General features: G+C 66.9%; 23 protein-coding genes. 9 read left to right on the top strand and 14 right to left on the bottom strand.

Annotated elements, in window-relative coordinates; genetic code table 11:
* Positions 1–50: 50 nt before the first annotated feature.
* A complete protein-coding gene (locus AC3WP6_RS12225; RefSeq protein WP_492627967.1) occupies positions 51–1,217 on the bottom strand; it encodes a cystathionine gamma-synthase in 1,167 nt (388 codons plus the stop codon).
* A 161-nt stretch (positions 1,218–1,378) separates the two neighbouring features.
* On the opposite strand from AC3WP6_RS12225, the gene rfbB reads away from it, so the two are divergent.
* The 5 genes from rfbB (at position 1,379) to AC3WP6_RS12250 (ending at position 6,349) form a co-directional block, all read left to right on the top strand.
* Positions 1,379–2,428 carry a dTDP-glucose 4,6-dehydratase gene (rfbB, locus tag AC3WP6_RS12230; RefSeq protein ID WP_492627968.1) on the top strand — a complete coding sequence of 350 codons (1,050 nt, stop codon included), beginning with the start codon at positions 1,379–1,381 and terminating at the stop codon, positions 2,426–2,428.
* Positions 2,425–3,315: a glucose-1-phosphate thymidylyltransferase RfbA gene (rfbA, locus tag AC3WP6_RS12235; RefSeq protein WP_492627969.1), complete on the top strand. Its 891-nt coding sequence runs from the start codon at positions 2,425–2,427 to the stop codon at positions 3,313–3,315. Before rfbB ends, rfbA begins: the two co-directional genes overlap by 4 nt.
* Positions 3,312–3,869, top strand: a complete 558-nt coding sequence (gene rfbC / locus AC3WP6_RS12240; RefSeq protein ID WP_492627970.1) for a dTDP-4-dehydrorhamnose 3,5-epimerase — start codon at positions 3,312–3,314, stop codon at positions 3,867–3,869. Before rfbA ends, rfbC begins: the two co-directional genes overlap by 4 nt.
* The gene (rfbD, locus tag AC3WP6_RS12245; RefSeq protein WP_492627971.1) at positions 3,866–4,804 is read left to right on the top strand and encodes a dTDP-4-dehydrorhamnose reductase; all 939 of its coding nucleotides are present in this window, start codon (positions 3,866–3,868) and stop codon (positions 4,802–4,804) included. Before rfbC ends, rfbD begins: the two co-directional genes overlap by 4 nt.
* Before the next feature lie 132 nt (positions 4,805–4,936).
* Positions 4,937–6,349 carry a mannose-1-phosphate guanylyltransferase/mannose-6-phosphate isomerase gene (locus AC3WP6_RS12250; RefSeq protein WP_492627972.1) on the top strand — a complete coding sequence of 471 codons (1,413 nt, stop codon included), beginning with the start codon at positions 4,937–4,939 and terminating at the stop codon, positions 6,347–6,349.
* 173 nt (positions 6,350–6,522) lie between these two features.
* Here AC3WP6_RS12250 and AC3WP6_RS12255 read toward each other — a convergent pair whose 3' ends face one another.
* The 6 genes from AC3WP6_RS12255 to AC3WP6_RS12280 all read right to left on the bottom strand — a co-directional run bounded on the left by AC3WP6_RS12255 (position 6,523) and on the right by AC3WP6_RS12280 (position 13,131).
* Positions 6,523–7,716: an ATP-binding protein gene (locus tag AC3WP6_RS12255; RefSeq protein WP_492627973.1), complete on the bottom strand. Its 1,194-nt coding sequence runs from the start codon at positions 7,714–7,716 to the stop codon at positions 6,523–6,525.
* Between the two features lie 98 nt (positions 7,717–7,814).
* Positions 7,815–9,644 (bottom strand): glutamine--fructose-6-phosphate transaminase (isomerizing), encoded by a 1,830-nt coding sequence (gene glmS / locus AC3WP6_RS12260; RefSeq protein WP_492627974.1) that lies wholly within the window; start codon positions 9,642–9,644, stop codon positions 7,815–7,817.
* 59 nt (positions 9,645–9,703) lie between these two features.
* Positions 9,704–11,074, bottom strand: a complete 1,371-nt coding sequence (locus AC3WP6_RS12265; protein WP_492627975.1) for a pyridoxal-phosphate dependent enzyme — start codon at positions 11,072–11,074, stop codon at positions 9,704–9,706.
* 259 nt (positions 11,075–11,333) lie between these two features.
* Entirely contained in the window at positions 11,334–11,555 is a 222-nt protein-coding gene (locus tag AC3WP6_RS12270) for an HP1242/YdcH family protein (RefSeq protein ID WP_492627976.1), read from the bottom strand.
* Positions 11,556–11,875: 320 nt separating this feature from the next.
* Positions 11,876–12,487, bottom strand: coding sequence for a hypothetical protein (locus AC3WP6_RS12275; protein ID WP_492627977.1), 612 nt, complete (start codon positions 12,485–12,487; stop codon positions 11,876–11,878).
* Entirely contained in the window at positions 12,484–13,131 is a 648-nt protein-coding gene (locus tag AC3WP6_RS12280; protein WP_492627978.1) for a DUF4398 domain-containing protein, read from the bottom strand. The genes AC3WP6_RS12275 and AC3WP6_RS12280 overlap by 4 nt, the downstream gene beginning before the upstream one ends.
* Positions 13,132–13,212: 81 nt before the next feature.
* Between AC3WP6_RS12280 and AC3WP6_RS12285 the strand changes: the two genes are divergently transcribed.
* Positions 13,213–14,337 (top strand): PilT/PilU family type 4a pilus ATPase, encoded by a 1,125-nt coding sequence (locus tag AC3WP6_RS12285; RefSeq protein ID WP_492627979.1) that lies wholly within the window; start codon positions 13,213–13,215, stop codon positions 14,335–14,337.
* Here the strand turns inward: AC3WP6_RS12285 and mnhG are convergent.
* From mnhG to AC3WP6_RS12315, 6 genes are read right to left on the bottom strand one after another with little or no spacing between them, the layout of a single operon-like run.
* Entirely contained in the window at positions 14,319–14,678 is a 360-nt protein-coding gene (gene mnhG, locus AC3WP6_RS12290; protein WP_492627980.1) for a monovalent cation/H(+) antiporter subunit G, read from the bottom strand. The two genes, AC3WP6_RS12285 and mnhG, sit on opposite strands and share 19 nt — an antisense overlap.
* Positions 14,675–14,956 carry a K+/H+ antiporter subunit F gene (locus AC3WP6_RS12295; protein WP_492627981.1) on the bottom strand — a complete coding sequence of 94 codons (282 nt, stop codon included), beginning with the start codon at positions 14,954–14,956 and terminating at the stop codon, positions 14,675–14,677. Before AC3WP6_RS12295 ends, mnhG begins: the two co-directional genes overlap by 4 nt.
* Complete coding sequence (locus tag AC3WP6_RS12300; protein WP_492627982.1) at positions 14,953–15,441, bottom strand: Na+/H+ antiporter subunit E; 489 nt, start codon at positions 15,439–15,441, stop codon at positions 14,953–14,955. The genes AC3WP6_RS12295 and AC3WP6_RS12300 overlap by 4 nt, the downstream gene beginning before the upstream one ends.
* Positions 15,438–16,982: a monovalent cation/H+ antiporter subunit D gene (locus AC3WP6_RS12305; RefSeq protein WP_492627983.1), complete on the bottom strand. Its 1,545-nt coding sequence runs from the start codon at positions 16,980–16,982 to the stop codon at positions 15,438–15,440. The genes AC3WP6_RS12300 and AC3WP6_RS12305 overlap by 4 nt, the downstream gene beginning before the upstream one ends.
* Positions 16,979–17,317, bottom strand: a complete 339-nt coding sequence (locus tag AC3WP6_RS12310; RefSeq protein ID WP_492627984.1) for a Na+/H+ antiporter subunit C — start codon at positions 17,315–17,317, stop codon at positions 16,979–16,981. The genes AC3WP6_RS12305 and AC3WP6_RS12310 overlap by 4 nt, the downstream gene beginning before the upstream one ends.
* Positions 17,317–20,190, bottom strand: a complete 2,874-nt coding sequence (locus AC3WP6_RS12315) for a monovalent cation/H+ antiporter subunit A (RefSeq protein WP_492627985.1) — start codon at positions 20,188–20,190, stop codon at positions 17,317–17,319. Before AC3WP6_RS12315 ends, AC3WP6_RS12310 begins: the two co-directional genes overlap by 1 nt.
* 187 nt (positions 20,191–20,377) lie before the next feature.
* Between AC3WP6_RS12315 and AC3WP6_RS12320 the strand changes: the two genes are divergently transcribed.
* Positions 20,378–21,244, top strand: a complete 867-nt coding sequence (locus AC3WP6_RS12320; RefSeq protein WP_492627986.1) for a universal stress protein — start codon at positions 20,378–20,380, stop codon at positions 21,242–21,244.
* Between the two features lie 131 nt (positions 21,245–21,375).
* On the opposite strand, the gene maiA is transcribed toward AC3WP6_RS12320, so the two are convergent.
* On the bottom strand, positions 21,376–22,041 hold the full coding sequence (gene maiA, locus AC3WP6_RS12325) for a maleylacetoacetate isomerase (protein ID WP_492627987.1): 666 nt from the start codon (positions 22,039–22,041) through the stop codon (positions 21,376–21,378).
* A gap of 349 nt (positions 22,042–22,390) precedes the next feature.
* Here maiA and AC3WP6_RS12330 point away from each other — a divergent pair, with 349 nt between their 5' ends.
* Positions 22,391–23,572 carry a phosphoglycerate kinase gene (locus tag AC3WP6_RS12330; RefSeq protein WP_492627988.1) on the top strand — a complete coding sequence of 394 codons (1,182 nt, stop codon included), beginning with the start codon at positions 22,391–22,393 and terminating at the stop codon, positions 23,570–23,572.
* Positions 23,572–24,204, top strand: coding sequence for an HAD hydrolase-like protein (locus tag AC3WP6_RS12335; RefSeq protein ID WP_492627989.1), 633 nt, complete (start codon positions 23,572–23,574; stop codon positions 24,202–24,204). Before AC3WP6_RS12330 ends, AC3WP6_RS12335 begins: the two co-directional genes overlap by 1 nt.
* Positions 24,205–24,269 lie beyond the last annotated feature (65 nt).

The raw sequence follows: 24,269 nt of genomic DNA on the forward strand, positions 1-24,269 counted from the left end.
TTATGCCTAGTATTCGGAACACGCTATCAAGTTGGCGGCGCCGTCCTTGGTCAATTTAGTGCGCCAATCAAGTCCTCTTGCAAATCGTTCAAACTTTCCACTCCCACCGACAACCTCACCAACCCGTCACTGATTCCCAGCCGCTTACGGATGGCGGGTGGCACCGAGGCGTGGGTCATGATGGCCGGATGTTCGATCAAGCTTTCGACGCCGCCCAGGGATTCGGCCAGCGAAAACAGGTGGCAGCGCTCCAGCATGCGGCGCGCTTTCTTCAAGCCGCCCTTGACCTCGATGCTGACAATGCCGCCGAAGCCGTGCATTTGGCGCTTGGCCAGCGCGTGTTGCGGGTGGCTCTTGAGGCCGGGGTAGATCACGCGTTCGATGGCCGGGTGCTTTTCCAGCCACTTGGCAAGTTCCAGCGCGTTCGCGCAATGGGCTTGCATGCGCAGGTGCAGGGTTTTCAGGCCGCGCATGGCGAGGAAGGAATCGAACGGGCTGGCGACGGCACCGACCGAGTTCTGCAGGAAGGCCAGGCGTTCGGCCAGTTCATTGGTGCTGGCGACGACGATGCCGCCGACAATGTCGGAGTGGCCATTGATGTACTTGGTGGCCGAGTGCACTACCAGATCCGCGCCGAATTCCAACGGGCGCTGCACCGCAGGGCTGCAGAAGGTGTTGTCCACCACCAGCAGCAGGCCGTGCTTCTTGGCAAACGCGGCAACCTTGGCGAGATTCACCAGCTTGAGCAGCGGGTTGGTCGGCGACTCGGCCCAGATCATGCGGGTGTTGGGTTTGAGTGCAGCCTTGAGCGCGGCGGCGTCATTCAGATCGACGAAACTGAAATCAAGCCCCGCGCTGCGCCGGCGCACGCGCTCGAACAGGCGGTAGGTGCCGCCGTAGAGGTCGTCCATGGCGATCACGTGGCTGCCGGAGTCGATCAGTTCCAGCGTGGTCGATGCTGCGGCCATGCCGCTGGCGAAGGCGAAGCCGGCGACGCCGCCCTCGAGGCTGGCAACGCAACGCTCGTACGCCATGCGCGTGGGGTTTTGCGTGCGCGAGTACTCGTAACCCTTGTGCTTGCCCGGGCTCTCCTGCACGTAGGTGGAGGTGGCGTAGATCGGCGTCATGATGGCGCCGGTCGTGGGATCGGGGTGCTGGCCGGCGTGGATGGCGCGGGTGCCGAAACCAAGGTTGGGAGACTGCGTTTTCTTGGGCATGAGGGGTGTGCTTGGCGGATAGGCCCGCGCGTTGATCGCAAGCCGCTTAGTCTACCAGTCGCCCACATAGCTTCCTTAACGCTGTGCTCATCCCGGGCCACGATCCACTCGGGTCCATATGCGAGAATACGTATTTCCGTTGCGCAAGGAACCCCGCAATCATGACCACGCTGCTTGTCACCGGCGGCGCCGGCTTCATTGGTGGCAATTTCGTGCTGCAGGCGGTGGCCGACGGGCTGACGGTCGTCAACCTGGACATGCTCACCTACGCCGGCAACCTCGACACCCTGGCCACGCTCAAGGGCAACCCGCGGCACGTGTTTGCGGAAGGCGATATCGGCGACCGCGCCCTGGTCGCGAAGCTTTTGGCCGCGCACAAGCCGGACGCCGTCGTGAACTTCGCGGCAGAGTCGCATGTGGATCGCTCGATCGACGGTCCCGCGGCGTTCGTGGAGACCAACGTCACCGGCACGCTGGCGCTGCTGGAATGCGTGCGTGATTACTGGCGCTCGCTGGAGGGCACGGCGCGCGAGGCATTCCGCTTTCTGCACGTGTCCACCGACGAGGTCTACGGTTCGCTCGGCGCCGAAGGCAAGTTCACCGAGCACACGCCGTATGCGCCCAACTCGCCCTACTCCGCGTCCAAGGCAGCCTCCGATCATCTGGTGCGCGCGTTCCACCACACTTACGGCTTGCCCACGCTCACCACCAACTGCTCGAACAATTACGGGCCCTATCAGTTCCCCGAAAAGCTCATTCCGCTGGTGATAGCCAAGGCGCTGGCTGGCGAGCCGCTGCCGGTGTATGGCGACGGGCTGAACATCCGCGACTGGCTGTACGTGGGCGACCATTGCGCCGCGATTCGCCGCGTGCTCGAAGCCGGCCGCGTGGGCGAAACCTACAACGTTGGCGGCAACTCCGAGCGCAACAACATTACCGTGGTGAAGACGATCTGCGCGATGCTCGACGCGCGCCATCCGCTGGCCGATGGCCGCCAGCGCGAGTCGCTCATCACCTTTGTCAAGGATCGCCCCGGCCACGACCGGCGCTACGCGATCGACGCCACCAAGCTCAGGCACGAGCTGGGCTGGCAGCCGACGCAGACCTTTGATACCGGCATGGCACAAACCGTGGACTGGTACCTCGCAAACCAGCCCTGGGTGCGTCGCGTGCTGGATGGCAGCTATCGCATGGAGCGACTCGGCGCATGACCACGCAACGCAAGGGCATCATCCTCGCCGGCGGCTCCGGCACCCGACTGCACCCGATCACCCGCGCAGTGAGCAAGCAGCTGCTGCCGGTGTACGACAAGCCGATGGTGTACTACCCGCTGGCCACGCTGATGCTGGCCGGCATCCGCGACGTGCTCATCATCAACACGCCGCACGAGCAGGCGATGTTCCAGCGCCTGCTGGGCGACGGCTCGCAGTGGGGCATCAACATCCACTACGCGGTGCAGCCCTCGCCGGATGGCCTGGCACAGGCGTTCACCATCGGCCGCGAGTTCATCGACGGCAAGCCGAGCTGCCTCGTGTTGGGCGACAACATTTTCTATGGCCACGGCTTCACCGAGCGCCTCAAGCGCGCGGCCAGCCGCGAGCAGGGCGCCACCGTTTTCGGCTATTGGGTGAAAGACCCGGAGCGCTACGGCGTGGCCGAGTTCGACGCCAGCGCCAAGGTCATTGGCCTCGAAGAAAAGCCCGCGCAACCGAAGTCGAACTATGCGGTGACCGGACTGTATTTCTACGACGCCAAGGTGTGCGACTACGCTGCGGCGCTCAAGCCCTCGCCGCGCGGCGAGCTGGAAATCACGGACCTCAACCGCTGCTACCTCGCTGAGGGCACGCTGCACCTGGAGCAGCTCGGCCGCGGCTTTGCCTGGCTCGACACCGGCACCCATGAATCGTTGATGGAAGCGGGCAACTACATCGAGACCATCGAAAACCGGCAAGGCCTCAAGGTGTGCTGCCCGGAGGAGATCGCTTTCGTCAACGGCTGGATCGACGCCGAACAGCTTGGTCACCTCGCTGCCGCCTTGGCGAAGACCGGCTACGGCCAGTACCTGCAGCGTTTGGCCATGCAGGGGCCGGTGCGATGAAAGTGATCGAAACGCGCCTGCCCGGTGTAAAGGTGATCGAGCCGCAGGTGTTCGGCGACGCGCGCGGCTTTTTCTACGAGAGCTACAACGAGGCCAAGTACCGCGATGCCGGCATCGACCGCCGCTTCGTGCAGTCCAACGTGTCGCGCTCCGCACGCGGCGTGCTGCGCGGCCTGCACTACCAATGGCCCAACCCACAGGGCAAGCTGGTGAGCGTACTGGAAGGTGAGGTGTACGACGTGGCGGTGGACATCCGCCATGGTTCGCCCACGTTCGGCCGGTGGGTGGCAGCAATGCTCACGGCAATAAATCACCACCAAATCTGGATCCCCGAAGGCTTCGCCCACGGCTTCTGCGTGGTGTCCGAAGCAGCCACGTTCTGCTACCAGTGCACCGCACTGTACGACCCCAAGGCCGACGCCGGCGTGCGCTGGAACGATGCGGCGCTCGGCATCGACTGGCCGGTGGCCGAGCCGCTGCTATCGGAGAAGGACACCAAGTCCCCGCTGCTGGCGGACATCCCGGCGGAGCGGTTGCCGGTTTACGCGTCATGAAGACCCTTCTGCTTGGCGTCAACGGCCAACTCGGCCGCACTTTCATCGAGGATGGCGGGCTCGCGGCGCGCGGTGAACTGGTGACGGCTTGCCGCGATGGTTCGCGTTTCGACGGGGCGCGCGTCGAGGCAGCCGACCTTGCCGAGCCAGCGACGCTCACGGCGCTGCTCGATCGCGTGCAGCCGGACGTGATCGTCAACGCCGTGGCGTACACGGCGGTGGATCGCGCCGAGCAGGAGGAAGCACTGGCCACGCGCGTCAACGCCGATGCCGTCGGTGTGCTGGGCAATTGGGCCAAGGCGCACGGCGCGCTCGTCGTGCACTACTCCACCGACTATGTGTTCGACGGCGTGGCGCACACCCCGTATGCCGTGGATGCGCCGGTCGCGCCCCTGGGTGCCTACGGGCGCAGCAAGCTCGCTGGCGAAGTCGCGCTGCGCGCCAGCGGCGCCGCGCATTTCATCTTTCGCACGGCGTGGGTGTACGCGCCGCATGGCAAGAATTTTCTCACCACCATGCTGCGCGTGGGGGCCGAGCGCGACGAGCTGCGGGTGGTGGCGGACCAGATCGGCGCGCCGACCAGCACGGCGCTGATCGTCCACGGGACGCTGGCAGCACTGGAAGCGTGGCGCGCCGCAGCGCCGGCCGAACGCGCGGCGCTACAGAGCACGCACCACCTCGTCGCCAGCGGGCACACGTCGTGGCATGGCTTTGCCACGACGATTTTCGACGGCGCGACCAAACGGGGATTGCTGGCCCGCGCGCCGCACGTGGTCGCCATCGGCACCGCCGAGTATCCGACGCCAGCAAAACGCCCGGCGTGGTCAGTGCTCGACAACTCCGGGTTCGAGCGAGACTTCGTCTGTGCGCTACCCGAATGGCAGAAGGGTCTGGATAACGCGCTGAATGCGCTGGCCCGAGTGCGACGCGCCTGAACTATCCCCGAGCACTGGCTGCGGTGCAGATCGTGACTGCGTACAATCGCCACACGTTTCGCCGGTAGGCATGGTGTGGCGGGTATGACGCCCGCTCCGCATTACTGGCTTAGATCAAACAAGGACCTCCACATGCTAATTCCCTTGATCCTCAGCGGCGGCAGTGGCACGCGGCTGTGGCCGATATCACGCAGGAATCTACCTAAGCAGTTTCTGACGCTCATAGGCAAAGGGACGATGTTCCAGCAAGCCGTCGCCCGTACCCATGGGTTGCCGGAGGTGGCACCACCCATTGTGGTGGCAAGCGAGAATCATCGCTTCCTCGTCGCTGAGCAACTACGTGAGGCGAACGTCGACGGCAGCACAATCGTGCTTGAACCCGCCCCACGCAACACCGCACCGGCAGTCGCCTTGGGCGCACTCGAAGCGCTCCAGCGAGATAAGGATGCCGTGCTGCTGGTGCTGCCGGCCGACCATCAGATCGGCGACACCGCTGCCTTCACCCAAGCCGTCACCAAAGCGTTGCCGCTTGCCGCACAAGGCTGGCTGGTGACTTTCGGCATCCGCCCGGATCGAGCAGAAACCGGGTTCGGCTACATCCGTCGCGGCGAGGCGATCGGGGCCGACGGCTTCCGCGTCGAGCGCTTCGTCGAGAAGCCCGATGCCGATACAGCAAAAACCTATCTCGCCGATGGCAGCTACGACTGGAACTCGGGCATGTTCCTGTTCCGTGCTGATCGCTACCTGGAAGAACTCGGCGCCCATGCGCCGGCCATGCTGGACGCCGTGCGCGCGGCGCACGCCACGGCCAAGGGCGACCTGGATTTCGTGCGCGTGGACAAGGATGCCTTCGCCGCCGTACCGGAGGACTCCATCGACTATGCGGTGATGGAAAAAACCGCGCGCGCCGCAGTCATCCCCACCTCGTGCGCGTGGAGCGACATCGGCTCGTGGCAGGCGCTGTGGCTGGCCGGCACGCGCGATGCCGACGACAACCTGCGCGAGGGCGACACGCTCACCGTGGACACCCATGGCTCGCTGCTGCGCTCGCACCCGCACCATTTGATCGCCACCGTCGGCGTCGATGATCTCGTCGTCGTCACCACGCCGGATGCCACGCTGGTCGCGCGCCGTGATGCCGCGCAGGACGTCAAGAAGATCGTCGCCCAGCTCAAGGCCGCCAACCGCAGCGAGCACGCCTTCCACCGCGTCGTGCGCCGCCCGTGGGGCAGCTACGACTCGCTGGAATCGGGCAGCAGGTTCCAGGTGAAACGCATCGTGGTGAAGCCGGGCGCCAGCCTCAGCCTGCAAAAACACCACCACCGCGCCGAGCACTGGGTGGTGGTTTCCGGCACCGCCGAAGTCACCTGCGACGACAAGGTGTTTCTGCTCACCGAAAACCAGAGCACCTATATCCCGCTCGGCAGCAAACACCGCCTGCGCAACCCCGGCAAGATGGCACTGGAGCTGATCGAAGTGCAGTCCGGCAGCTATCTCGGCGAGGACGACATCGTGCGGTTCGACGACGTGTACGGGCGGGCGTAATTTTTCTCTACACCGTGGGAGCGCACCCTGTGCGCTCCCACGGCGGCGGCACGCAGCAATGCGAGGAGTCGCACAGAGCGACAAGCATCCGCCGGCGGCAACTCGCAAGGCATGACCGACATATCGAAACCGGAGTGGATTGCCGCACAGGCGATCGGCCGGCACGGCGTTCCTCACGGCTGGCGCCATTCCTCGCCCGGCATGATGCGACGCATGAAGGCATCGAACATCGGCACGGTGAAGGCCGTATCGCCATGGCTCGGGCTCCAGACCATGCCCTTGGCGATCAGGTGATTGCGTGTTGGCCCCAGTGCGGTGACCTTGCGGCCCAGCACGTCGGCAATATCGCCGGAACGATGCGGGCCAGGGCCGATCTCGGCCATGGCCCGCAGATAGATCTTTTCCGCCGGCGTCAGGCGGTCGAAACGGACGCGAAAAAAGCTTTCGTCCAGGGCCGCCGTGGCTTCGATGGAGGCCTGTTCCACATCCGCCAGCGTGATCGGCGAGGCATCCGCCACGTCCCACGCATGCTTGCCCCACTCCTGCAGGAAATACGGATAACCCTCGGTGGCGGTGACGATGCGCGCAAGTGCCGCGGGCTCGAAATCGACGCCTTCCGCGCGTGCCGGCACAATCAGCGCATCGCGCGCCGCGGCATCATCCAGCGGCCCGACGAACGGAAAGTCGAACAGCCGTTCCGCATAGGATTTGGCGCGCCCCATCTGCCCCGGCAACTGCGGTAGCCCGGCCCCCACCAACATCACCGGCACCTGTTGCTGCGCACAGCGGTGCAGCGCAGTGATGAGCGCGGCCAACTGATCCTCCGCCACATATTGCAACTCGTCGATGCACAAGACGAGAGCCGTACCCGCTGCCTGCGCAGCGCGCCCGGCGGCCTCCAGCAACGCCTGCAGATCGTGTTCCAGATCGCCATTGTCGGCGAGGCCAGCCTCGGGCTCGACGTCGATGCCCACCTCGATATCCGCGTACTTTAACTTGAGCCCCTTGGCGAAGCCCGCCAGCGCCTGCAGCGCGCGCCGCCCCAGATCGGCTGCCTGCGCCGAACGGGACAGACGCAACAAGGATTGTCGCAGCTGCGGTGCCAGCATGGCCGGCAGCGACCGGCCTTCTGGCGCTTCCACCCGCAAGGTATGGATGCCATGCGCCTCCGCCTGCACGCGCATGCGATCCAGCAGCACGGTCTTGCCGACACCGCGCAAGCCGATCATCAACACGCTCTTGGCTTGCCGTCCTGCGCGCACACGCTGGGCGGCAACGTCAACCGTGCGCAACAGCTCATCGCGGCCAGCAAGCTCCACGGGCGGCGCACCGGCACCTGGCGTATAGGGGTTTGCGACGGGATCCATGGGCGAATCATACCGGTCTTATAAAAGTTATCAAACCTTGATAATGTCTATAAAGATCACCAAGGCTTCAAGCCGATGGCGTACCGCATCTTTGCCCCCTACTCCACGGTCACCGACTTGGCCAAATTGCGCGGCTGGTCGACGTCGGTGCCGCGCAGCACGGCGACGTGATAGGCGAGGAGCTGCAGGGGGACGGTGAAGACGGCGGGCGCGATGAAGGCGCCGCCGGCGTCGATGCGCACGAGGTGGCCGCGGTCGAGGTTGCCGTCCATCGGGGCAGCGCTGTCGGCGAAGACGATGAGCTCGCCGCCGCGGGCGCGCACTTCCTGCAGATTGGATTTGAGCTTGTCGAGCAGCGGGCCGTTGGGGGCGACGGCGACCACCGGCATGTCCTCGTCCACCAGCGCGAGCGGGCCGTGCTTGAGCTCGCCGGCCGGGTAGGCCTCGGCGTGGATGTAGGAGATTTCCTTGAGCTTCAACGAGCCTTCGAGCGCCACCGGGTATTGCGCGCCGCGACCGAGAAACAGGGCGTGGTGGCGCGGGATGAAGCGCTCGGCCAGCTCGATGATCTGCGGTTCGAGCTTGAGCGCGCGCTCGATGGCGCGCGGCAAGCTTTGCAGTTGCGCACACAGCTGCGCGTGCTGCTCGGCGGGCAAGCCGCGCTGGCTGGCGAGGCGTAGCGCCAGGAGCGCGAGCGCGGCCAGCTGGGTGGTGAAGGCTTTGGTGGAAGCGACGCCGATTTCCGGGCCGGCGCGGGTCATGAGTTTCAGATCCGCCTCGCGCACCACCGAGGATTCGGGCACGTTGCAGATCGCCAGCGTGCCCAGATACCCGCGGCGTTTGGATTCGCGCATCGCGGCGAGCGTGTCGGCGGTTTCGCCGGATTGCGAAATGGCGACGAACAAGGTGTCCGCCGGCACCACCGCCTCGCGGTACCGGTACTCGCTGGCGACTTCCACCATCACCGGCAGGCGCGCGTGTTCCTCGATCCAGTACTTGGCGACCATGCCGGCGTGGTAGCTGGTGCCGCAGGCAATGATGTGCACGCCGCGTACTTTCGCCAACAGTTCGTCGCCGCCGACGCCGAAAATATTGGGCAGCACGCCGTGCGCGCCGAGGCGCGATTCCAGCGTGTCGGCGACCGCGCGCGGCTGCTCGAAGATTTCCTTCTGCATGTAGTGGCGGTACTCGCCGCGCTCCACCGCGTCGGTGGACAGCTCGCTTTCGTGCACGGCGCGATCGACCGGCTTGCCGTCGAGACCGAACACGCGGGCGCCGTCGCGGGTGATCTCGACGACGTCGCCCTCGTCGAGATAGATCATGCGGTTGGTCACCTGGATCAGCGCCTGCGCGTCCGAACCCAGGAAGTTTTCGCCGATGCCGATGCCGACCAAGAGCGGCGCGCCGCGCCGTGCGCCGACGACCTTGCCCGGCTCGTCGCGGCTGACGACGGCGATGGCGTAGGCGCCTTCCAGGCCGCGCATCACGTCGAGCACGGCCTCGCGCAAAGGCAGGCCGGCGGCGGCGCGCTCTTCGATCAACGCGGCGATCACCTCGGTGTCGGTTTCGGAGGTGAACACGTGGCCGCGCGCTTTCAACGTTTCGCGCAGGCTTGCGTAGTTTTCGATGATGCCGTTGTGCACGATCGCGATGCGGCCGGCGATGTGCGGGTGCGCGTTGGCCTCGTTCGGCACGCCGTGCGTGGCCCAGCGCGTGTGTGCGATGCCGGTGCCGCCGGGGAACGGTGCGGCGAGGTATTTCGCTTCCATCTCGCGCACCTTGCCCTTGGCGCGCACGCGGTGGATTTCTCCGCCTTCGAGCACGGCGAGGCCGGCCGAATCGTAGCCACGGTATTCCAGCGCCTTGAGGCCGGCGATGAGCAACGGCGCCACATCACGCTGCGCGACGGCAGCCACGATTCCGCACATGGTGGAACTCCTTGAAAAACCGTGCCGCGACTGTGCCGGCCACGCGTTTCAACCGGCTTTCAGTCGACCTTTCGCCGCAACCAGTTCAAGAGGTCGATGCGCGTAATGAACCCGAGGAAGGCGGCGCCGTCCATCACCACGGCCACGTGGCCGCGCTCGAATACCGGCAGCAGCGATTCCACCGACGCGTGCACGTCGAGCTTCTGCACGTCGCGAATCATCGCCACCTCGACCGCATCGCGGAAGCGCGCCTGGTCGGCATGCACGTGCATCAGCACGTCGGATTCGTCGACGATGCCGACCAGCTGGTCGCCCTCCACCACCGGCAACTGCGAGACGTCGTAGAGCTTCATGCGGTTGTAGGCGGTAATCAACAGCTCGTGCGGGCCGACCACCACGGTGTCGCGCTTGGCGAACGGGCGCAGCACGAGGTCGCGCAGGTCGCCGTGCTGCTCGCGTTCGAGAAAGCCGTTGTCCAGCATCCAGTAGTCGTTGTAGAGCTTGGAGAGGTACTTGTTGCCGGTGTCGCACACCAGCGTCACCACGCGCTTGGGCGCGCCTTGCTCGCGGCAGTAGCGCAGCGCGGCGGCGAGCAGCGTGCCCGTGGACGAACCGCCAAGCACGCCCTCCTTCGCCAAGAGATCGCGCGCGGCGAGGAAGCTCTCCTTGTCGCTGATGGAGTAGGCCTTTTTCACGCGGGTGAAATCGCTGATGGTCGGCAGGAAATCCTCGCCGATGCCTTCCACCATCCAGCTCGCGGTCTTCTTCGACAGCGTGCCTTCGTTGATGTACTGCGCGAGGATCGAACCGACCGGATCGGCCAGCACGATCTCGGTCTTGGGCGAGGCCTTGGCGAAGAACCGCGAGAGGCCGGTCATGGTGCCCGACGAGCCGCAGCCGACGACGATCGCGTCGACCTGGCCGTCCATCTGTTCGAGGATTTCCGGGCCGGTGGTCTCGATGTGCGCGCGCGGGTTGTCGGGGTTGCCGAACTGGTTGATGAAGTACGCGCCCGGAGTTTCCTGCGCGATGCGCGCGGCCATGTCCTGGTAGTACTCGGGGTGGCCCTTGGCGACGTCCGAACGGGTCAGCACCACTTCGGCGCCCATCGCCTTCAAGTTGAAGATTTTCTCGCGGCTCATCTTGTCCGGCACCACGAGGATCAGCTTGTAGCCCTTCGCCTGCGCCACCAGCGCCAGACCCAGGCCGGTGTTGCCGGCGGTACCTTCGACCAGGGTGGCGCCGGGCTTGATCCTGCCGGCCTGCTCGGCCCCCTCGATCATCGACACGCCGATGCGATCCTTGATCGAGCCACCGGGGTTCATGTTTTCCAGCTTCAGGAACAGCTCGCAGCGGCCGGTGTCGAGGCGCTGCGTGCGCAGCATCGGGGTATGTCCGATGAGTTCGAGAACGCTGTGTTGCACCGTCATGATGGCTTTCCTTGGGCCGGCGTATCGGGGGTGCCCATGATAACTCGTCGTTATAAGGCGACCTATGCGCGTCAGGGCGATCCGCTCGTGTAGGAGCCCGCTCGCGGGCGATGGCGCTTTCGCCCAAGAGCATCGCCCGCATGCGGGCTCCTACAAGGGAGACAGCCCACGAGAGCCCGGGCCCATGAAACATCGCGGCCCCGGCCATCTTCCAAAGCGGAAGATGCCGAGGCCATCAGGAAACGCGGGGGCGGGGTGCTCAACCGAACTGGCGGCGCCCTTCCCACATGCGTTCCAACCTTACTTTTGCCTGCAGTTTTTCGCGCTTCATGCTGGCGAGCGTGCCCTCGTCCATCGGCAACACGCCGATTTCGGCGTCATGCACCTTGCTGTCGAGCTCGCGGTGGTGCTGGTACAGGCGCCGGAATTCGGCGTCCTTCTTCATCAATGCTTCCACGTCGTCATGCTGGGCTTCGAACATGATTGAGCCTCCTCGTGAGTGAGCATGCGGGTGCGGCGCACCCGTTGCGCCGGCGCCCGGCACGCACCCCCACACGCCCGCGCCGGCGTACCGGTAGCGGGCGAAATGACGAAGGGGATGGGCATGAGGCAAACCGGCGGTCATGGAGCGATGCGCTCCATCGGCTCTGACCGTACACCGCGCGCAAAAGTGCCGCAAGACATCACGCAACGCGCCGCGGCAGGCTGCCGCAGCGATGTTGCACTGACGTCAAATCAACGTGAAAACAAAGGCTTGCACCAGCACGAAACGTGCCGGTACACGATTGGGGCCAGGGTCTGTCAGGGCTTGCCGCCGTCGCCTTGTTCGATCTGCGCACGCATGGCCTTGGCGGCTTTGGCGGCCAGTTCAGCCTGATGTTTGGCCGAACGTGCCACCCGGCTTTGCGCCTCGGCCAGACGCTTGGCCTTGGCTGCTTCGGCTTGCGCCTGCTGCGCGGCCTGCGAGTAGGCCTCGCCCTGCAGCTGCAGGCGCTGCGCCTCCTCCTGCGCCATCTGGTATTGCAGGCGTTGGCGTTCCAGCTCGCGGCGCGCGGTGTCCGCTTCCTGCCGCGTGTTGTCGAGCTGGATCTGGTCGTGTTCGCGGTCGAGCTGGGTGAGCTTGGTTTGCGCATCGCGCAGCTGCGCGGTGGCCTTGGCCAGATCGACCCGCCGCTCGGCCATGTACAGCGCATGCGGGCGGTCGCTGGAACCGGCTTGCGCGAGCTGGCCGATGGCATTGCGCGCCAGGGCCTGTTCCGCCTGCGCGTAGTTGCCGAGCACCGGGTCGCTGGCGAGCTGGTTCAAGGCATTGGTCAGGCGACCGACGTCGATGTCATCGCGCTTGGCCTGCGCGCTGCCAAGGGTGCCAAGCGCCAGCAAGGTGGCCGCCGCCAGAGTGGCAAGGCGCTTCATGGCTGGTCTCCGGCAGGCTGAAAGCCCGCGTCGTTGCCGCCCTGCGGCGGGTTGTCGGTGGGTACGGTCTGAAAGCCCTGCCCCGGTTGCGGCGCGGACAGTGTCGAGGCCGATGGCGCCGGCATGTCTTCGATAGGGGCGGCGGCCGGCAACGGCGATGAGCCGGCTGGCGCCGGTGCGGAACTGGCGCCGGCCGGCATCGCCAGCGGCTTGGCGAACTCGGCCGCCGCCGCGGCGGCGGCTTGCGCACCCTGCTCGCGCAGCGCGGCGTTGGTGTCCAGCTTGGCCTGGATCTTGGTGCGCGCGGCGCCCAGGTTGGCCTTGGTCTGCGCCAGCTGCGCATCCACCTGCGATTCGGCCGCGAGGTCGGCGGCCTTGGCGTACTTGCGCGCGGCGATCGCTGCTTGCGCCTGCTGGAACTTGTCCTGCGCAAAGCCGTAATCCACCGGGTCGTAATCAGCGGCGCCAGCATCGCGTGCGGACTGCAACTGCGACTGCGCCAGGTTCATGGCCTGGTTTGGCGGCGGCGCGCTGGCGCAACCGCCGAGGGTCAGCGCCAGCGCCAAGGCGCCAGCCGCCGACAAGGTGTGCAGAAGCCCGCTGACACGGACTTTCGGCACGGATGAAAAGGATGTGTGCACCATCACGCATTCCTGACTAAGCTTCTGCACTTATTGTGAGCGGGCGCGATCGCGCATTGCAACGGCGGGCGACAGAGGTTCAGTGTGGACATTGGTTATTTCCTCAAGTTGATGGTCGACAAGGGCGCCTCGGACATGTTCCTGTCCACCGGCGCGCCGGTGAACATCAAGGTCGAGGGCAAGCTTTATCCGCTCGGCAATACCGGGCTTCCGGGCGGCATGGTCAAGAAGATCGCCTACTCGCTGATGGACGAGGGCCAGGTACCGCAGTTCGAGCGCGACCTGGAGCTGAACATGGCGCTGGCGGTGAAGGAGGCCGGGCGTTTCCGCATCAACGTGTTCAAGCAGCGCGGTGAAGTGGGGATGGTGATCCGCGCGATCAAGAGCGAAATCCCGAACGTCGAGCAGTTGCAGCTGCCGACCATCTTCCGCGACCTCATCATGGAGCAGCGCGGGCTGATCCTCGTGGTCGGCGCCACCGGCTCGGGCAAGTCGACCACGCTGGCGTCGATGATCGACCACCGCAACACGCATTCGGCCGGGCACATCCTCACCATCGAGGACCCGATCGAGTACCTGCACCGGCACAAGCGCTCGATCGTCAACCAACGCGAGGTCGGGCTGGACACGCACAGCTACGCCGAGGCGCTGAAAAACGCCATGCGCGAGGCGCCGGACGTGATCATGATCGGCGAGATCCGCGACACCGACACCATGGACGCGGCGATCTCGTTCTCCGAAACCGGCCACCTGTGCCTCGCGACGCTGCACTCCAACAACGCCGACCAGACGCTCGAACGCATCCTCAACTTCTTCCCCGAGTCGGCGCACAAGAACATCCTGATGAACTTGGCGCTGAACCTCAAGGCGGTCATCAGCCAGCGCCTGGTGATGGGCAAGGACGGGCGCCGGCTGCCGGCCGCCGAGGTGCTGCTGAACACGCCGCTGATTCGCGACATGATCCGCCGCGGGCAGATCCACGAGGTCAAGGAGGCGATGGAGCGCAGCCTCGAAGCTGGCATGCAGACCTTCGACCAGTCGCTGTACCGGCTGTACAAGGAAGGCCGCATCGAGCTGGAAGAGGCGCTGGCCAAGTCCGATTCGCGCGACGGCCTCGCGCTCAAGATCCGCTTGGCCGAAGGCGGCGGCAACAATGCCAACGACAGCGCGCTGATGGGCGGCAACGACCCCTACGGCATGGGTTTCTGATCGTCGCCGCGGGCCGACGGCAAGGCTTGCCCGTCTTCCAGCCGATTGCGGTACAGCGCCGCGCGCACCAGCATCATCAGCGTCACCGGCGCCGTCAGCACGAGCAACGCGCTAATCAGCAGCACCGTCGGCAGTGCCTCGCCTTGCAGCGCCGAGAACCCGAGCGCACACGCCAGCACGACGCAAAACGTGCCCAGCGTGCTGCCGAGCGTCGGCGCGTGCACGCGCTGGTAGAAGTTGCGCAGGCGCAGCAGCCCGAACGAACCGACGCACGCAAACCCGGCACCGGCCAGCACCAGCACCCCGACCAGCACCGCCAGCCACGGCGGCAGGGCGCTCATTCGATCACCTCGCCACGCAGCAGGAACTTGGAAAACGCCAGCGTGCCGGCGGAACCGATCAGGGCGATCACCAGCGCCATCTCCACGTACAGCGCACTGCCCACCCGCAGGCCGATGGTCAGCAGCAGCAACATGGCGTTGACCTGAAACGCATCCAGCGCCAGCACGCGGTCCTGCGCGCGCGGTCCGCGCAGCATGCGCACCAGCGCAAACCCCATTGCCAATAGCAGCAGGCCTTGCGCAACGACCACGGCGACGGCGAGAAAGATCTGGCTCATGACTGGAATACCCGCAGCAAGGGTTGTTCGTAGCGGCGCTTGATCGCCTCCACCCACACCGTTTCGTCGACCAGATCGAGCACGTGGATCAGCAGCACGCTGCGCTGCGGGTCATGCTCGACCCAGATCGTGCCCGGCGTGGAGGTGATGATGCAGGCGAGCAACGCGAGACCGTGCGGGTCGGTCAAGGCGAGCGGGATCGCGACGAAGCCCGCATGCACGCGCCGCCGACGCCCCAGCACCAGCCGCGCCACCGCGAAATTGGAGCGCACGATGTCGGCCGCCACCCGTGCAAACAGCCGCAGCAGGGTGGGCAGATGGCGTACGCGCGCCGGCGGCGGCGCAAGGCGCCCGTAGGTCCACGCCAAAATCCACGCCAGCAATCCGCCGGCAACCCAGGTACCCGGCGCGAGGCTGTGCCGCAACAGCAGCCAGACCACGAGCAGCAGCGCGGCCATCCACGGATGCGGCAGCAGCCGCCTCATGGCAGCACCGCCCGGATGTACTGCGCCGGCGCATGCAGCTGCGCACTGGTGGCCAGCGCGTAGCGCCACGGCCCCGCCGCCAGCACGGTCAGCACGCCGCACACGGCAAGCAGAATCAGCACCGAGGCCACCGCGCCGGGGCGCGTCGCGGGGAACACCCAGTCGCCCTCGCTCCAGAAAATGCGGATGCCGGCACGCACCAGGGCAATCAGCGTGCACAGGCCGGCGGCCACGGTCAGGCCAAACAACACCTGCGCCGCACTGCCGGCGCCAAGCAGCGGCGCCAGCAGCGCAAACTTGGCGAGAAACCCCGACAGCGGCGGCAAGCCGGCAAGCAGCAACGCGCACAACAGGAAGCAGCCGCCCAGCAGGCGCACCGGCGCCGGCACCGAGGGCTGGCTTTCGTCCTCGTCGGCGTACAGCGCCAGCCCGCTCGGGTCGTAGGGTTCCAGCAGCGCTGCGCTTTCGGCCTCCTCGCGCGGCGCGATCAGCCCGGCCAGCAGAAACAGCGTGGCAAGCGCCAGGGTGGAGATCACCAGATACGCCAGCGCGCCGGCAATGACTGTGCCCTGCTGCACGCCAACGGCGCCAAGCAGGCTGCCGGAGGACACCACCACGTTGTAGCCCGCCAGCTCGCCCAGTTCGCGCGTACCGAACATGCCGATCACCCCGGCAATGATCGTCGCGATGCCGCCCCACACGAGCCAACTGCCGCCAAAGCCGGCCGAAGCGGCGCCGGCGCCCGCGCCAAACAGCAACAGCGACAGCCGCAGCAGCACGTAGAGGCCCACCTTGGTCATGATCGCGAACGTCGCCGCCACCGGCGGTGCCACCGCGGCATAGGTGCGCGGCAGCCAGAACCCGAGCGGCCACATTGCCGCCTTGACCAGGAACGCGACGCCCAGCAACCCGGCACCGGCATGCAGCAGCGCGCGCGTATTGGCCGGCACCTGCGGCACAAGCTGCGCCAGTGCCGCCATGTTGAGGGTGCCGGTGACGCCGAAAATCAGGCTCACGCCGACGAGGAACAACAGCGAGGCCACCAGGTTCACCGCGATGTAGTGCAGCCCCGCGCCCACCTGACGCACGCCCGGCCGCCGCAACGCGAGACCGTACGACGCCGCCAGCAGCACCTCGAAAAACACGAACAGGTTGAACAGGTCGCCGGTGAGGAACGTGCCGTTCAGGCCCACCAGCAGGAACTGCGTCAGCGGTTGCACCGCGCCGTCGGGCTGGCGCCAGCGATCCAGCGTGCACGGCAGCAACGCGACCGCGAGCGTCGCCGCCAGCAGCAGCATCAGCGCGCTGAGCCGGTCCGCCACCAGCACGATGCCGAAACGTGCCGGCCAACCGCCGATGCGATAAGCCAGCGGCGTGTCGTTTGCCGTCAGCAGCAAACCCGCTGCCACCGCCAGCACGGCAAGGCCGGACACCATGCCGAGCACCGCGGCCATGCCGCGCCGGCGCTCGCCGAGCAGCAGTTGCAGCGCCGCCGTGGCCAGCGGCACCAGGATCGGGGCGATCAGCCAATGCGGATTCACGGCGTGCCGTCCGGACCATCGACATGGTCGTTGCCGCTGGCGCCGCGCGAAGCCAGCAGCACCACCAGAAACAGCGCAGTGGTGGCAAACCCGATCACGATCGCGGTCAGCACCAGCGCCTGCGGCAGCGGGTCGGCGTATTGCGTCAGGGGCGCCCCGGCGCGCAGCACCGGATCGGCGCCAGTGCGCAGCCCACCGATGCAGAAAATGAACAGGTTGACCGCGTAGGACAGCAGGGTCAGCCCAATGATCGCCTGGAAGGTGCGCGGCCGCAGCATCAGCCACACGCCGCAGCCGGCCAGCACGCCAATGGCCAACGCCAACACCAGCTCCATCAGCTCGTCTCCGGATCGTCGCCGCGGTGCGGGCGGCGCAGCGATTGATGGGCCAGCGCCACCAGCATCAACGAGGTGGCGCCCACCACCGCCCCGAACACGCCCAGATCAAACAGCATGGCGCTGGCCAGCGGCAGCTCGCCCAGCAGCGGCAGGGCCAGGTGGCGCGCATGCGAGGTGAGAAACGGTTGGCCAAACGCCAGCGCGCCAAACCCGGTGGCCGATGCGATCAGCAGACCCAGCGCCGCCCAGCGCAGCGGGGCCACGCGCAAACGCGCCTCCACCCAGCGCGCGCCGCGCGCCATGTACAGAAAAATCAGCGCCACCGACACCGCCACGCCGGCGGCAAAACCGCCGCCCGGCAAATCGTGCCCGCGCAGGAACAGATGCACGCCCAACATCACCACCACCGGGGCCAGCCACTTGATGATGAGGCCGGGGATGCGCAAGTCCTCGACCATCGGCGTCACCCCGTCGTCGTGGCCAACCGCCGCCTGCAGTTGTTGCTGGCGCGGTACCCCGATGCTCTCCGGCGCCGGACGAAACCGGCGCAGCAAGGTGAACACGCTGAGCGCCACAATCACCAGCACGGTGATTTCGCCCAGCGTATCGAAGCCGCGGAAATCGACCAGGATCACGTTGACCACGTTGTGCCCGCCGCCCTGGGCGTACGCGTTTTCGAGATAAAAGCGCGACGCGGAATCGGCAACCGGGTGCCGCATGGCCAGGTAGGCGAGCGTCGCCAGTCCGCCGCCCGCCAGCACCGCCAGGCTGCCGTCGCGCCAGCGCCGCACCCGCTCGCGCACGGTGGGCGTGCTGTGCTCGTCGACGCGCTTGGGCAGCCAGCGCAAGCCGAGCAGCAGCACGATGGTGGTGACCGCTTCCACCACAAGCTGGGTCAGCGCCAGATCGGGCGCCGACAGCCACGCAAAGCTCACGCACAGCACCAGCCCGACACCGCCGGTGAGCACCAGCGCGGACAAGCGGTGATATTTCGCGCGCCGCGCGGCGGCGATGGCGCCCACGCCGCCGAGCAGCCACAACCCGGCAAACAGCGGATCGACCGGCGAGGGTGCCAGCCCGAACCGCATCGTCGCGCCCCACGTTGCTGCCCCGGCGGCGATCAGTGCCACCAGCACGATCAGGCGCAATTGCACCTGCAGGCGACGCGCGGGAAACGCCGGTTGCAGGGCCGCGGGCAAATCCACCGTGAGCCACGCGAGGCCGCGCTCGTAGAGCCGCCGCGTATCGAACCGCTCCACCCACGCCGGCACATCGTGCCGGTTCAGCCAGTTGCGCAACAGCACGAACCCCACGCAGCCGCCCACCAATGCCATCGCACTCATCAGGAGCGGCGCATTCCAGCCGTGCCACACCGCGAGGTTGTAGGCCGGCGTGGCGGCACCCAGCACCGCGTGCGCCGCAGCCGCCAACGGCGCGCCGATGGTGGCCGCGGGCAGCATGCCCACCAGCAGACACGCCAGCGCCAGCAGGCCGATCGGCGCACGCATCCAGCGCAGCGGCTCGTGCGGCACCCGCGGCAACGCATCGCGTGCGCGGCCAAAGAACACGCCCACCACGAAACGCAGCGAATACAGCACCGAAAACGCGCTGGCCACCACCGCCAGCGTCGCCACGACCACATCCGTCACCGGGCCTTGCGTCGTCGTCAGCGCTACCGCAAAGAACATTTCCTTGGACAAAAAACCGTTCAACAGCGGCACGCCGGCCATCGCCGCGCTCGCCACCACGGCCAACCCGGCCGTGATTGGCATGGCGCGGTACAGACCGCCAAGCCGCCGCAAATCACGCGTGCCGGTCTCGTGGTCGACCGCGCCCGCAGCCATGAACAGTGACGCCTTGAAGGTGGCGTGGTTGACGATATGGAAGATCGCCGCCACCGCGCCCAATCCGTTGCCCAGGCCGAGCAGCATGGTGATGAGGCCCAGGTGGCTCACGGTGGAATACGCCAGCACCGCCTTCAGATCGCGCTGGAAACTCGCCGCCACCGCGCCCAGCAGCAGGCTGGCCAACCCGGCACCGCCGATTGCCCAGAACCATGCTTGCGTGCCGGCCAGCACCGGCCACAGCCGCAACAGCAGAAACACGCCGGCCTTCACCATCGTCGCCGAGTGCAGGTAGGCCGATACCGGCGTCGGCGCCGACATCGCCTGCGGCAACCAGAAATGGAACGGAAACTGCGCGCTCTTGGTCAGCGCGCCGAGCGCCACCAGCGCGAGGATGACCGGGTATTGCGCGCTCGCGCGGATCGCCGCACCGGCGCCGAGAATCGTGTCCAAGTCGTAGCTGCCGGCGACCTGCCCGAGCAGCAGCATGCCGGCAAACAGGCACAACCCGCCGCTGGCGGTCACGATCAGCGCCGTGCGCGCGCCTTCGCGCGCCGACGCGCCATGGTTCCAGTAACCGATCAGGAGAAACGAGAACAGGCTCGTCAACTCCCAGAAAAACACCAGCTGGATCACATTGCCGGCAGTCACCACGCCGGTCATCGCCCCCATGAACACCAGCAGCAACGCGCACAAGCGGCTGAGCCGATCCTCCCCCGGCATGTAATAGCGCGCATAGGCGGTGACCAGCAGGCCGATGCCGAACACCAGCACCAGAAATAGCCACGCCAGGCCGTCCACCCGCAGCACCAGATCGAGCCCGAGCGCCGGCACCCACGGCAGCGTCCAGCGCAGCACCTGCCCCGCGGCCATCGCCGGCCACGTGCCGAGCGTCAGCAGCAGGCCGGCCGCGGCCACCGCCATCGTCAGCCAAGTGGCCGCTGCGCGCCGGTGCATGCAAGCCGCCAGGAGCCCGCCGGCGAACGGCAGGCAAAGCAGGGCTGGCAACGCGGCATCCAGGGTCATCAGGCGATCCGTCAGGGATGGCGGCGGGCTTCGTAGGTTGCCGGAGTGCGGCGCAGCGCACCGCGCGCGACCACCTACCCGAGTCTACAGGCCGCCGTGCGTGCGCCACAAAGCCGTTATAGTCGAAGCACCCATGCGCATCCGCGTTGAACGCGGTTGCCGACGCGCTCGGCTCAGGAGAACGCCCATGTCCGCCCTGCCCGCCCCCCCGCATACCCTGTTGCTGGCGACCGACCTGCGCGGACGCTGCGACCGCGCCACCGATCGCGCCCGCCAGCTCGCCCGCCAATGGCAGGCGCAGTTGCACGTCGTCCACGTGTTGCCGCCCGGCAACGAAAGCTGGCCGACCTTGCCGCTCGACCTGGAGCCCGCTTCGCCATCCGCGGATGCCGCCTACGCCATGCAGCAATTGCGGCGCGAATTTGTCGACGATGATGCCGTGCAGTTGCACGTCATCGAGGGGACGCCGGCGGACGCCATCCTCGAACTCGCCGTCACCATCGGCTGCGACTTGATCGTGCTGGGCAGTGACGACGAACCGCCCGTCGGCCGTCTGGGCCGGGTGCTGGAAAGCCTGCTGCGCCGCTCGCCGATATCATTGCTGGCAGTACGCAAGCGGCCACGCAGCGCTTATGCGCAAGTACTGGTCGGCACCGACTTCACCACCGAATCGCGCTACGGCTTGGAGGCCGCAGTCGCGTGGCTGCCCACCGCACGGCTCACGCTGATGCACGTGCTGGACGTGGCTTACCAGTCGCTCTGGCTTGACGCCCCCCACGTCGACCCGTTGCTGGCCATGGAGCACGACACCATGCAGGCATTCCTGGCCGACACGCCGCTGCCTGCCGACGCTTCGACACGCCTGCAGACGCAACTGGAACACGGCCACGCCGAACGCGTGCTGCGCGAGGTGGCCATCGCAAGCGGCGTCGATCTCATCGTCATCAGCGCCTTCCGGCGCGGACTCGCGTTCCATATCCTGGTCGGCGGCACCGTGCGGCGCATCGTGCCGACTGCGCCATGCGACGTGTTGCTGGTGCGTGCGCCGGCGTGAGGTGTCCGGTGCACGGCATTGCTGTTTTGGGACGGGTGATGCCGCGCGGCAAAGGCCGGTCGGGCTGAGACAAGAACGCGCATGGCGCGTCGGTCCACGCCGTGCTTGGCCGAATCCTGAATCCCGGCTCGTCACACCGCCGCCGGCGCATCCGGCTGGCACTCCGGCGCCGCGGCACGGAACGCCTCCAGCTCGTGACACGCCGCATGGATGCGCGCGATTGTCGGGTACGGCTCCATCGGCACGTGCCAGCGCTGCGCGTTGTACACCTGCGGCACCAGGCACACGTCGGCCAGCGTCGGCGTGTCACCGTGGCAAAAACGGCCGGTGTTCATGTTTTCGCCCAGCATGGCCTCAAACGCCGCAAACCCGGTCGCGATCCAGTGCCGCGACCACGTCTTGCGCTGCGCCTCATCCACACCCAGCTCGCGCTCGAGATACTGCAGCACGCGCAGGTTGCCGAGCGGGTGGATATCGCACGCGACCAGCTGCGCGAGCGCCCGCACCTGCGCGCGACAACGCACATCGACCGGCAGCAGCGGCGGTTCGGGAAAGGCCTCGTCCAGGTATTCGCAAATGGCCAGCGACTGGGTGAGCACGCGATCGCCGTCGCGCAAGGTCGGCACCAATTGCTGCGGATTCAGCGCCGCGTAGCCCGGCGCGTGCTGCTGGCCGCCATCCTTGACCAGGTGCACCGGGCGGTTTTCATAGCCGAGACCCTTGAGGTTCAGCGCGATGCGCACGCGGTAGGCGGCGCTCGATCGCCAATAGCCGTACAACACGAGACCAGTAGCCATGCTTGCCTCCTCGATCGAACTCAGGAGCGTGGGCGGCAGAAACGCAAGCGGCTGCGGCTGCGCCGTTTTGGCCTTCCTCCGCGCCGGTCTTTGGCCCATGGAACCACCATGGGCCGGCAAACCGTCACGCAAGCTGGCTCAAAACGTCTTTGCCTCGCCTGCTTGGTTTCCACCGCCCACGCTCCTAGCCAGCGTTATTTGCATCACTTGGGAGCGGATCGGACAATACACGTTTTCTGCCCGCCGAGCGTCGGCGGCAGCAACCAGGCGGGCGAGGCAACGCCGATGCCGCCTGGGTCTGCCACCCACGCTTCCAACGACAGCCCTTTCCTGCACCGGGAGCCACACCGTGTCCGTCATCCGCATGAGCGACCTCGACCTCAACGGCAAGCGCGTCTTGATCCGCGAGGATCTCAACGTGCCACTGGACGAGCACGGGCAAATCACCTCCACCGCACGCCTGGAAGCCGCGCTGCCCACGATCAAGGCCGCGCGCAACGGCGGGGCGAAAGTGATGGTGATGTCGCACCTGGGGCGCCCGAAGGAAGGCGAGTTCGACCCCAAGGCATCGCTGGCGCCAGTCACCCAATGGCTGGCGGACAACCTCGGCCAGCCGGTGCGCCTGATCCGCAAATACATCGGCGGCGTGGAGGCCGGCAACGGTGAGGTGGTGGTGCTGGAAAACTGCCGCATGAACGTCGGCGAGGCGAAGGACGACGAGGCGCTGGCGAAGCAATATGCCGAGCTGTGCGACGTATTCGTGATGGACGCCTTCGGCACCGCCCACCGCGCGCAGGCCTCGACCCACGGCGTGATCCGCTTTGCGCCGATCGCCGTCGCCGGCCCGCTGCTGTCGGCCGAGCTGGACGCGCTGGGCAAGGCGCTGGAACACCCGGCCAAGCCGTTGCTGGCGATCGTCGCCGGCTCCAAGGTGTCGACCAAGCTCACCCTGCTGGAAAACCTGATCGGCAAGGTCGACCAGCTCATCGTTGGCGGCGGCATCGCCAACACGTTCATCGCCGCACTCGGCCACGGCGTCGGCAATTCGCTGGTGGAGCCCGATCTCGTCGATGCGGCGAAAAAGGTGCTGGCCGACGCCAAGGCGCGCGGCGCCGAGGTGCCGCTGCCGACCGACGTCGTGGTGGCGCCGGCGTTCTCGGCCAGCGCGCCGGCCACGGTCAAGCTGGTGGATCAGGTACGCGATGGCGAGATGATCCTGGACATCGGCCCGGAGACCGCCCAGCGCTACGCCGCGCTGATCGCGAAAGCCGGCACCATCGTGTGGAACGGCCCGGTGGGCGTGTTCGAGTTCGACGCGTTCGGCAAGGGAACCGAGGTGCTGGCGCATGCGGTGGCCGATTCCAACGCGTTCTCGATCGCCGGCGGCGGCGATACCCTGGCGGCGATCGACAAATACGGCGTCAAGGCCGGCATTTCCTATATCTCCACGGGTGGCGGCGCGTTCCTCGAATTCCTCGAAGGCAAGGAGCTGCCGGCGGTAACGGCACTCAAGGCGCGCGCCGCGAAGTAATGCTCTGCCTGTTCGACCTGGACGGCACCCTGGTCGATTCCGAACCCGGAATCACCGCCTGCATCCGCTATGCGTTTGACCGGCTCGGCGTCGCCGCGCCGGTCAATCTCAAACCGTGGATCGGTCCGCCACTGCGGCACAGCTTCGCGCCGTATCTGGATGGCGACGGCGCGCGCATCGAAGCCGCGGTGGCGGCTTATCACGAGCGTTTCGCCAATGCGGGCTGGCGCGAGTACGCGATCTACGCCGGCATCGGCAAGGTCATCGAAAGCCTGCATGCCGCCGGCCATCGCCTGGCCATCGTCACCGGCAAGCCGGTGGAACACGCCACGCCGATCGTGCGCTCGCTGCCGTTCGGCGCCGCCTTCGGGCGCATTTACGGCCCGTTGCCGACCGCCACGCGCAGCGAGAAGGCGACGATGATCGCCCGCGCGCTGGACGACTTCGCCAGCACCGCGCGCAACGCGGTGATGGTCGGCGACCGCCACTTCGACATCGACGGCGCGCTGGCCAACCGGGTGCGCGGCATCGGCGTGCTGTGGGGTTTCGGCAGCCGCGACGAGCTGGTCAACGCCGGGGCGAAAACGCTGGCGGCCACGCCCGCCGAGCTGATGGCGGCGCTCGCCGCCTAGCCACCGCAGGCCGTACCCCCTCTCTCCGAAGCGGGGCGGGCGGTCGTGCCGCCAATCGGAAAAAC

The sequence above is a fragment of the Rhodanobacter sp. FW106-HT46G03 genome (assembly GCF_058789895.1).

Coding starts and splice junctions, on each gene's coding strand:
- AC3WP6_RS12250 (WP_492627972.1), top strand. CDS start 4,937: ATGCTAATTCCCTTGATCCTCAGCGGCGGCAGTGGCACGCGGCTGTGG.
- AC3WP6_RS12225 (WP_492627967.1), bottom strand. CDS start 1,217: ATGCCCAAGAAAACGCAGTCTCCCAACCTTGGTTTCGGCACCCGCGCC.
- AC3WP6_RS12280 (WP_492627978.1), bottom strand. CDS start 13,131: ATGGTGCACACATCCTTTTCATCCGTGCCGAAAGTCCGTGTCAGCGGG.
- rfbB (WP_492627968.1), top strand. CDS start 1,379: ATGACCACGCTGCTTGTCACCGGCGGCGCCGGCTTCATTGGTGGCAAT.
- AC3WP6_RS12255 (WP_492627973.1), bottom strand. CDS start 7,716: ATGGATCCCGTCGCAAACCCCTATACGCCAGGTGCCGGTGCGCCGCCC.
- AC3WP6_RS12295 (WP_492627981.1), bottom strand. CDS start 14,956: ATGAGCCAGATCTTTCTCGCCGTCGCCGTGGTCGTTGCGCAAGGCCTG.
- maiA (WP_492627987.1), bottom strand. CDS start 22,041: ATGGCTACTGGTCTCGTGTTGTACGGCTATTGGCGATCGAGCGCCGCC.
- AC3WP6_RS12265 (WP_492627975.1), bottom strand. CDS start 11,074: ATGACGGTGCAACACAGCGTTCTCGAACTCATCGGACATACCCCGATG.
- AC3WP6_RS12300 (WP_492627982.1), bottom strand. CDS start 15,441: ATGAGGCGGCTGCTGCCGCATCCGTGGATGGCCGCGCTGCTGCTCGTG.
- AC3WP6_RS12315 (WP_492627985.1), bottom strand. CDS start 20,190: ATGACCCTGGATGCCGCGTTGCCAGCCCTGCTTTGCCTGCCGTTCGCC.
- rfbA (WP_492627969.1), top strand. CDS start 2,425: ATGACCACGCAACGCAAGGGCATCATCCTCGCCGGCGGCTCCGGCACC.
- AC3WP6_RS12270 (WP_492627976.1), bottom strand. CDS start 11,555: ATGTTCGAAGCCCAGCATGACGACGTGGAAGCATTGATGAAGAAGGAC.
- mnhG (WP_492627980.1), bottom strand. CDS start 14,678: ATGAGCGCCCTGCCGCCGTGGCTGGCGGTGCTGGTCGGGGTGCTGGTG.
- AC3WP6_RS12275 (WP_492627977.1), bottom strand. CDS start 12,487: ATGAAGCGCCTTGCCACTCTGGCGGCGGCCACCTTGCTGGCGCTTGGC.
- rfbD (WP_492627971.1), top strand. CDS start 3,866: ATGAAGACCCTTCTGCTTGGCGTCAACGGCCAACTCGGCCGCACTTTC.
- AC3WP6_RS12310 (WP_492627984.1), bottom strand. CDS start 17,317: ATGGAGCTGGTGTTGGCGTTGGCCATTGGCGTGCTGGCCGGCTGCGGC.
- AC3WP6_RS12320 (WP_492627986.1), top strand. CDS start 20,378: ATGTCCGCCCTGCCCGCCCCCCCGCATACCCTGTTGCTGGCGACCGAC.
- AC3WP6_RS12335 (WP_492627989.1), top strand. CDS start 23,572: ATGCTCTGCCTGTTCGACCTGGACGGCACCCTGGTCGATTCCGAACCC.
- glmS (WP_492627974.1), bottom strand. CDS start 9,644: ATGTGCGGAATCGTGGCTGCCGTCGCGCAGCGTGATGTGGCGCCGTTG.
- rfbC (WP_492627970.1), top strand. CDS start 3,312: ATGAAAGTGATCGAAACGCGCCTGCCCGGTGTAAAGGTGATCGAGCCG.